Origin of the sequence: Methanogenium sp. MK-MG (genome assembly GCF_009914725.1) — an archaeon.
In the GTDB taxonomy this organism is placed as follows: domain Archaea; phylum Halobacteriota; class Methanomicrobia; order Methanomicrobiales; family Methanomicrobiaceae; genus Methanogenium.
Genome location: NZ_JAAAWJ010000084.1, coordinates 1 through 7,637, shown reverse-complemented (window position 1 = coordinate 7,637; position 7,637 = coordinate 1). Strand labels below are relative to the sequence as shown.

General features: G+C 49.8%; 10 protein-coding genes. 5 read left to right on the top strand and 5 right to left on the bottom strand.

What is annotated here, in order from left to right; translation table 11 throughout:
• The 5 genes from MKMG_RS09875 to MKMG_RS09855 all read left to right on the top strand — a co-directional run.
• Positions 1–608, top strand: a 608-nt coding sequence (locus MKMG_RS09875; protein ID WP_165077655.1) for a hypothetical protein, incomplete at its 5' end; no start/stop codon positions are given.
• Positions 609–700: 92 nt separating this feature from the next.
• Complete coding sequence (locus tag MKMG_RS09870) at positions 701–1,069, top strand: STAS/SEC14 domain-containing protein (RefSeq protein ID WP_165077654.1); 369 nt, start codon at positions 701–703, stop codon at positions 1,067–1,069.
• 115 nt (positions 1,070–1,184) lie between these two features.
• Positions 1,185–1,340, top strand: coding sequence for a hypothetical protein (locus MKMG_RS09865; protein WP_165077652.1), 156 nt, complete (start codon positions 1,185–1,187; stop codon positions 1,338–1,340).
• Positions 1,341–1,377: 37 nt separating this feature from the next.
• Entirely contained in the window at positions 1,378–2,472 is a 1,095-nt protein-coding gene (gene cofH, locus MKMG_RS09860) for a 5-amino-6-(D-ribitylamino)uracil--L-tyrosine 4-hydroxyphenyl transferase CofH (protein WP_165077659.1), read from the top strand.
• 32 nt (positions 2,473–2,504) lie between these two features.
• Positions 2,505–2,951 carry a CGGC domain-containing protein gene (locus tag MKMG_RS09855; protein WP_165077651.1) on the top strand — a complete coding sequence of 149 codons (447 nt, stop codon included), beginning with the start codon at positions 2,505–2,507 and terminating at the stop codon, positions 2,949–2,951.
• A gap of 342 nt (positions 2,952–3,293) precedes the next feature.
• On the opposite strand, the gene MKMG_RS09850 is transcribed toward MKMG_RS09855, so the two are convergent.
• The 5 genes from MKMG_RS09850 to MKMG_RS09830 form a co-directional block, all read right to left on the bottom strand.
• The gene (locus tag MKMG_RS09850; protein WP_254059163.1) at positions 3,294–4,445 is read right to left on the bottom strand and encodes a Fic family protein; all 1,152 of its coding nucleotides are present in this window, start codon (positions 4,443–4,445) and stop codon (positions 3,294–3,296) included.
• Positions 4,446–4,841: 396 nt separating this feature from the next.
• Positions 4,842–5,027: a hypothetical protein gene (locus MKMG_RS09845; protein WP_165077650.1), complete on the bottom strand. Its 186-nt coding sequence runs from the start codon at positions 5,025–5,027 to the stop codon at positions 4,842–4,844.
• Between the two features lie 131 nt (positions 5,028–5,158).
• The gene (locus MKMG_RS09840) at positions 5,159–6,400 is read right to left on the bottom strand and encodes an MFS transporter (RefSeq protein WP_165077648.1); all 1,242 of its coding nucleotides are present in this window, start codon (positions 6,398–6,400) and stop codon (positions 5,159–5,161) included.
• 136 nt (positions 6,401–6,536) lie between these two features.
• Positions 6,537–7,028 carry a MarR family winged helix-turn-helix transcriptional regulator gene (locus tag MKMG_RS09835; RefSeq protein WP_165077647.1) on the bottom strand — a complete coding sequence of 164 codons (492 nt, stop codon included), beginning with the start codon at positions 7,026–7,028 and terminating at the stop codon, positions 6,537–6,539.
• Positions 7,029–7,263: 235 nt separating this feature from the next.
• Positions 7,264–7,458: a hypothetical protein gene (locus MKMG_RS09830; RefSeq protein WP_165077646.1), complete on the bottom strand. Its 195-nt coding sequence runs from the start codon at positions 7,456–7,458 to the stop codon at positions 7,264–7,266.
• Positions 7,459–7,637: the final 179 nt, after the last annotated feature.

Sequence of the window (7,637 nt, the reverse complement as noted above, 5' to 3'; positions counted from 1 at the left end):
TCCCGCAGTTCAGTCTCGATGTGGCCGATGCCGGTATCGTTGTAAAGTTCGGAAGCAGTGCAGGGGTGGTGTTTGAAGCAACAGGCACGGAACACCAGTTGATTGCGGATGTCAGTAGCCTCGACCAGACGATTCTGGATGCACATGAACACGGGGAGTGGAAGGATGACTGGGTGGTGATCAGTGACCTGGTGGTGGCCGCTTCTGCAACGATCTTAATCTCACAGGGGAAGGATGCGGCTATCGGGTTAAAAGCAAAGATGCAGGTCCCCCAATTATCCCTGGCGAATATGGATGCCGGTTTCGGAATAACCAATGAAAAGAATATGAACGTCACGATCATCTGCCAGTCCGGACTGACGCCGTTGTTTAAAGTACGGGGGATCAATAAGACGTTCTGGGGATGGGGCAAACCTGAGTCCGGAGACATACGGCGTATGGAACGGGAAGGGTTTAAATCAGTAAATATGCGGACGCCGAAACAGAAGACACCCGCATCCGGGGACAGGTATAGCAGTGAATGGGGTTTATCCAAATCCACTCGACAAAACGAGCCCCAAATTCTCCGGGCAGTCGTCAGTGAGATTGAATTTGAACCGTTCCAATAATTTTTTTTTGCGATCATCTGGTGTGACTGTCAGGAGTCCGGGGGGCACATACCGGGCAAATATATATATGCCAGCAATCACCATTGCCACGCATGATAACACTACTACCCGATAGTTCCGACGGGGTCATCGGTTTTCTGATCGATGGACAACTAACCGATGAAGACTACCGGCAGGGACTCCTCCCTCCGGTGGAAGAAGCGATCAAAACCCAGGAAAAAATCCGCCTCCTTTTCCAGATGAAAAATTTCGAAGGCTGGACAGCTCACGGAGCCTGGGATGACTTCATGAACTGGCCGAAATTCAGGTCAGTCGAACGGATGGCTGTTCTGGTCGATGAGAACTGGCACGAATTCACAAGCTGGCTTTTCAGGGTCTATGCCACTATCACGGGTATAGAGATCAGGTTTTTCAAAAATAATCAGCTGTCGGAAGCCTGGGACTGGCTGCGGTCCCAGTGAAAAACAGGAGACCTTTTTTTAACGGCCATTTTCCTCACCCCCCCTTCGCCCCGGTTCCGTTCCCTGACCAGCCGTGCATACATCCTTCGCATATACTCACCCGCTGTGCGTCTGAATGATAGCTGGCCGGGCCTTCTCCACAGACTTCTCAAGATCAGATCCAAAACAGTTCTTCCCGAATGAGGGAAAACCTTCGGAAATATCAGAAGATGTTGAAAAACAATGCGCCCTGGGTAATCTTCTTATGATTATAGGTGAAACACCATCATAACGAAACCTGACATCAGCTTCAAAAATCCAGCAGGGGCATTAATTTGAAAATCAGAAAACTTCTTGAAGATGTCCTCGGGGGGCATCGTTTAAACGAGGCCGAGGCACTTATGCTGTTGAATACCCGGGGGCGTGAGGTCTGGGATATTGCAGCGGCAGCTGATCAGATGAGGGAACAAAAAACAGGTGACACCATCACTTATGTCAGAAACCAGAACATTAACGTCACAAATAATTGTGTCAATTCCTGTGGTTTCTGTGGTTTTTCGAGGAAATCGGGAGATGACGACCTTTTTTATTTAGACCGAAAAGGAATAGAAGAAAAGGTGGCGGAAGCAAAGTCCCGGAAGGTGACAGAAATCTGCACGGTAAGCGGTCTGCACCCGGAATTTACAGCACAGTCATATATTGATATTATCGCATGGATGCATAAGGCCGGACCTGATATCCATATTCATGCCAGCAATCCGATGGAGGTTGCGTATGGAGCGGCAGAGAGCGACATGTCAAGCCGCGATATGCTTGAACTGATGAAGGACGCAGGTCTGGGATCACTCTGCGGGACTGCCGCTGAAATCCTTGTTGATGACATCCGGGAGATTATCTGCCCGGATAAAATTGATACATCCACGTGGGAACGGATAATCAGAGAAGCCCATGATCTGGACATCCGGACTACAGCTACAATTATGTATGGTCATATTGACGATCCAAAAGACCGTGTTTCACATCTTAAAATATTAAGGGACATTCAGGATGACACGATGGGATTTACAGAATTTGTACCACTTTCATTTATTCATTACAACACCCCCATCTACCTGAACGGCATAGCAAAGGCAGGAGCGACAGGGCGTGAAGATCTCCTTATGATAGCAGTTTCAAGGCTTTATCTCGATAATATCGACAATATTCAGGTATCGTGGGTAAAGTACGGGACAAAGATGGCACAGCTTGCCCTTCTGGCGGGTGGAAACGATCTTGGCGGTACGATGTTCGAAGAGAACATATCGAAAAAAGCAGGAGCAAAGGATACAGAGTATCTTGATCCTTCTGAGATGAAGAGAATAGCTGAAGATATCGGCCGGACACTCCAGCAGCGGACAACACTTTACGAAGGCTTTGAACAATAATTTGTGAACGGATACATTGAGAGGGATGGAGAATGAATGATACTGTCAGAATAGGTGTTATAATCTGTGACCGCTACCGGACCTGTGCCGGAGGCAAGTGCATGAGAGCTCTTCACAACCGTGAAGGCGCCTTTGAGAGGTATATGGGAATGGATGTGGAGCTGGTCGGTTTTGCAACCTGTAACGGATGCCCCGGAGGGAATATCGAGTATGTGCCGCAGGAGATGAAGAAGAACGGCGCAGAAGTGGTTCATCTGGCCACCGGAATGGTTGTGGGCTACCCTCCCTGTCCGCGTATAAAATATTTCACAGAGTTCATCAGAGAGAAGTACTGTCTTGAAGTAGTTGTGGGGACGCATCCCATCCCTGAGAATTATTACCGGACGCACACGGGTCTCGGCACCTGGGATTCCGCGTTATGGAAGGAACTGATCGCACCGACAGTCACCGACGAAAAGACCCGGTTATCGTACGACTGATTTTAACCGGCTCCCTTTTGCAGGTATCGGTGGTCTGAATCACCTTGTTCTGGCTGGGATCAATCTATTTTTCCTCAGAATTCTCATCCACAAAACTTTCAGGCTGGCTCTGCGTCGTCGGTTCGATCCCTTTTCAACGGCCAGAGAAAGACTCCGGATATATCGAGAATACGGAGTTTACTGATAATGAAGTGGATGAATTTGATCAGTTGTGCTGGAGAGAGAGAGAGAGATCAACATGCTGTTCACCAGGCCCGGTAAAAAAATATGAAATATTTGTCGAAAACAGGGACGCAGGATTGATCCGGGGCCCCGATTCAACAGAATAGGAGGGGATAATCCCTATGTGCTGATACCTTCCTGAATGATCCTCAGATATTCATCAAAAACATATTTTTTGAATCGCTTCTGACCGGTAATTTCAGTGATAATTCCTGCATCCTCAAATTTTTTTAACATACTTGTTGCTGTCTGTCTGCTGACAGAAAGCTCTTGTGCGACCTGAGACGATGAGACAATCGGGTTGCCAAAGATGAAGTCAATAAACCTGAGGGATGCAACCCCTCCGATAGAATGTTCGACAAGCCTGTTCTTTAAATCATTCTGGAGGGAGATGATCTTTCTGGCTGTCTCGATTGAACTTTCAGACGTCTCAATTACTCCTTTTAAGAAAAATTCAATCCATATCTCCCAGTTTCCCTCAAACCTCACGGAATTCAGAATCTCATAATATTCCTGCTGGTTCTTCCTGAGGTAAAAACTCAGGTAGAGCAGTGGCCGGGAAAGAATACCCTGATAATAGAGATAAAAGGTAATGAGCAATCTCCCCATTCTCCCGTTTCCGTCATAATATGGATGTATTGTCTCAAACTGTGCATGAATGAGCGCAACTTTCACGAGAGAAGGAATTTTGTCCTTCCGGGTAACAAAATCCATGAGACCTTCCAGAATTGCAGGCAATTGTTCCGGCGGGGGAGGAACAAATATGGCATCATAGATTGTTGTTCCGTGAACACCGATCCAGTTCTGCTCAGTTCTGATATTTCCGGGGTACCGGGCACTTCCGCGTGTACCTTTGATCAGAAATCGATGGATTTCATTCAGAAGATCAAGAGAAAACGGAGCAAAGGTAAGTTTTTCCATTCCATGTCCCATTGCCTGAATATAATTTACCACCTCACGGATTTCGTTAATGTCCTCTTTCGGTTTCATATCAGCTTCAAATTCAAGAACACCACGGAGAGATGCCTGTGTTCCTTCAATCTGGGAACTCAGAAGTGCCTCTTTTTTAATGTACATTGCAACAAAGAGATCCGGATTGGGGAGCACCTCAGTAACACCATCCAGTTTTGCAAGTGCTCTGTCAGCTTTGGACAGTAAAAGGAGAAGATCCTCATCGAGGTCTAAATCATCAGGTGGCAGTGGTTTTGGAATGAATGCATTATATCCTTCCGGCATTCTCCGGAAATGTCCGGATCTGTTTGTTTTCATCATTTCTTCCCCAACAGGTCGTTGTATCATATTACGATGTCTGGCTATATATTCTTGCGAGAGTGTCAACTCTACTTGACATAGATGGAATAATTTTCATCGATGTAAAGTAAACCTGACACCTTCAGAGAGGATTGCGTCTTCGTAGATTACATGTGATACCCTTCCGGATGGTCATATCTATGTAAAACAGACCTGACACTATCAGGGGTGAACCGCTGTATGTAAAGTGGACTTGACACTATCACGGGTGATTCACTGTAAGTAAAGTGGACCTGACACTCTCCGGGATCATTCTCTCACTCATTCACTATTGTGAAAGCAGGCAGGGCACGGCTGCATGGACACTCTGCCTGCTTTTTTGTACAGAAAAGGTGATGTTTTGATATTCTCCACCCTTCATATCACCCCTTTGTCCCGGTTCGCCTCCCGGACAAGGCGGGCATAACATGTTTCACAGATACCCGCCCACTGTGCGTCCGGGTGATAAAGAGCCGGGCCGTTGTTACAGAGCGTGCAGTGGTCGAGGGAGACCGATGATCGCCGGAATGCCCGGTGGTCAGGGATAATTCTGCATGCCGTCAATCGCGTTCCCGCTGCAAAGGGACAAATCCTACAAGAGCCGGGCGGTTCCGCATCGGGTAACGGTGAGCACCCAACTCTTTTCCAGCCGTACGGGGATTAGGGATTGACGGTGCGGTCCCCCATTCATGCACTCAGGAATCTGTGTGGTGCCTTCCGGTTCTCTTTTGCATGTTCTCCCAGACTCCGCAGCACACAAAGGCCATGGCCAGCACAATACCGACGATTCCATTGAAGACGAAGACGGTGTGGTAGCTCCCGCTCATATCAATCAGGGGCTGTGCGACAAACCCGGATACAAACTGTCCCATGAAGAAAAAGACCGAATACAGCCCGAATACAATGCCGTATCGGTGGGGAGGCGTCACTTCACTGAGCCAGCCAATGAGCATGGTAATGACCAGCCCCATACCAATTCCGGTCAGTACCAGACCGCCGACCAGAAATGTCAGTTCTGAAACGCCTGCGATGACAAGAGACCCTGCTGCCATAAAAAAGAAGCCGGATGATACGAGTGCCCCTTTGCTGAATATGGTGTTGAGCCGGCCGCTCGAAAGGGCGCTGAACACCTGAACGAATCCGGGTACACCGAGCAGAACCCCATAGAGTAAGGTCGAGGTGATCCCTGCATCCTGCAGGAGATACGGAAGTTTTGTCGGCACCATATAGAACATGAGCATTACGCCGAAGAGGCCTGTTAAGATCAGTCCAATCTGACCGACGGGAATGTGTGCGGGCTCATTTTCAAAGTGGGCACCTGTCTCTCCGGAATCCTTTGTCCTTTGTTCCGGCTCCTTCATGGTCAGAAATATGCCGGGAATGAAGAGCAGGGCAATGAGGTAGATGACAAAAGTCGCCCTCCAGTCAATGGATGCGAGGTATCCGCCGGAGACTTCCAGAACAAGCGCTCCCAGACCCATCCCCGCTGACTGGTAGCCGATGGCCCTGGCCCTTTCCCGGCCGGTATAATACGTTGATATCAGTGCCGTCGTGGTCGTCATGATCCCTGCTATTGCAACGCCCAGGAACGCCCTGCCGAGAAGGATCATCTCCAGGGAACTGAGGTATGCACCGGACGACCCGAAGAGGGCGAAGAGCGCCAGAGATACCATCAGGAGCCGTGTCTTCCCCACGCGGTCGCAGATGAGCCCGATGCACCACCCGGTCAGGACAATCGCCAGTGACGGGAGGGTCACGATCATCGTAACCATGCTTTCGGGATACCCGGAGAAGGCGGCGCTGATGCCCGGAAGCGACGGGGCAACCGCTGAGGCCCCCATCATCGTCATCATGGAGGCGAGAATGAGAAGTGCGAGTCTTGCTCTGTTTTTATCTGGTGTGGTTTCGTGTTTTTTGTTGTCAGCGGAATGTGTCATCGTCATGTGTGTCTTTCTTGTTGTCTGTGGTTTTTCGAAGATTGCGCCGTTCAACGGGCCAATACGCTACCAAAAAGAAACTGATAGTTGCATAGAAATCACGGAAGAGGGGCAGGATGAGAACAGTCAGCAGTCCTCACGGGTGTTCATTGCCGTCATCCCCGCCTTTCCGGACGGTATCACGACTTCGCACGGCCATCCGGTGAAGAATTTGATAGAGGTTCCGGCGGTCATCTTCAGAGATGCCGGAAAGGAGAATGTCCTCCCATTCCCTGTCGATGGCTAAAACCCAGGGGACAATGGCCTCCCCTTCAGGGGTCAGAAAGAGGCGCAGTTTCCGCCGGTTGTCCGGGTCGGGGATTCGGGTCAAAAGGCCGCTTTCCTCCAGTTTCCTGGCGGCCCGGGCGACGGTTCCCTTATCATAGATGGAGTGGGCCGCAAGGTTGTCCTGTGTGGTGCCCGGTTCACGGGAGATCTGCATGATAAAAGGGATCTGTCCTGCTGTCAGGCCCGGCGCGATCTTCTGTGCATCCGTATAGATGTTGCGCATGCGGTAGATGATTGAAATAAGTCCTGCAAGCGGTATGTCGTCCGGGATGGGATCAAGAGGGGAAATGTTCTGCGGCATGGAGATCAGATGAGATGTTAGGGTTTGTATGATATAACTGTTGCACACGCAACAGTTGGTTTTGCAACACTATGGAGTGTGTCGCCGGGTGATACCATGCGGGAACAAGAAGGGACAAAGGGGTGGACTGAGTGCTACCGGTTCCGGAACCGTGGCCATACCGGCAGAATTGTCCTGCGGCATGGGATGCAGGAACAGTTCAGGGAAGGGTGGCACCCGGTAATCAGGCCCTTTTTCACCGCACTCCTGCGTCCCGGTTCGCCTCCCGGACGAGCCGGGCATAACAGGATTCGCAGATGCTCGCCCGCTGACTCTTCGAGTGGTAGACTGCCGCCCCATCACCGCAGAGGGTGCAGCTCCCAAGAATCACGGACGAACGCTCAAAGTCCCGGTGATCGAGGATGTCGGGGAGAGGGGGGTAATTCCGCACCTCTGTTTGTTCTCTGCATTTAGAGTGTGTGCAGTCACTTTACAATCCGGTTTGCAAACTGTTTGACGCATTTCCCTATTTGAATTGTCAATTTGCCTCTCCTGCATAGAATTTGTTGATCGGTTTACAATATTTTTTGGGTCACACACGTACCCATCAGAGAGGGCCCCTTCACCCGG

Bases quoted from the DNA above. Each gene is read 5' to 3' on its own strand.
- MKMG_RS09835 (WP_165077647.1), bottom strand. From the start codon at position 7,028: ATGCCGCAGAACATTTCCCCTCTTGATCCCATCCCGGACGACATACCG.
- MKMG_RS09840 (WP_165077648.1), bottom strand. From the start codon at position 6,400: ATGACACATTCCGCTGACAACAAAAAACACGAAACCACACCAGATAAA.
- MKMG_RS09850 (WP_254059163.1), bottom strand. From the start codon at position 4,445: ATGATGAAAACAAACAGATCCGGACATTTCCGGAGAATGCCGGAAGGA.
- MKMG_RS09855 (WP_165077651.1), top strand. From the start codon at position 2,505: ATGAATGATACTGTCAGAATAGGTGTTATAATCTGTGACCGCTACCGG.
- MKMG_RS09865 (WP_165077652.1), top strand. From the start codon at position 1,185: ATGATAGCTGGCCGGGCCTTCTCCACAGACTTCTCAAGATCAGATCCA.
- MKMG_RS09870 (WP_165077654.1), top strand. From the start codon at position 701: ATGATAACACTACTACCCGATAGTTCCGACGGGGTCATCGGTTTTCTG.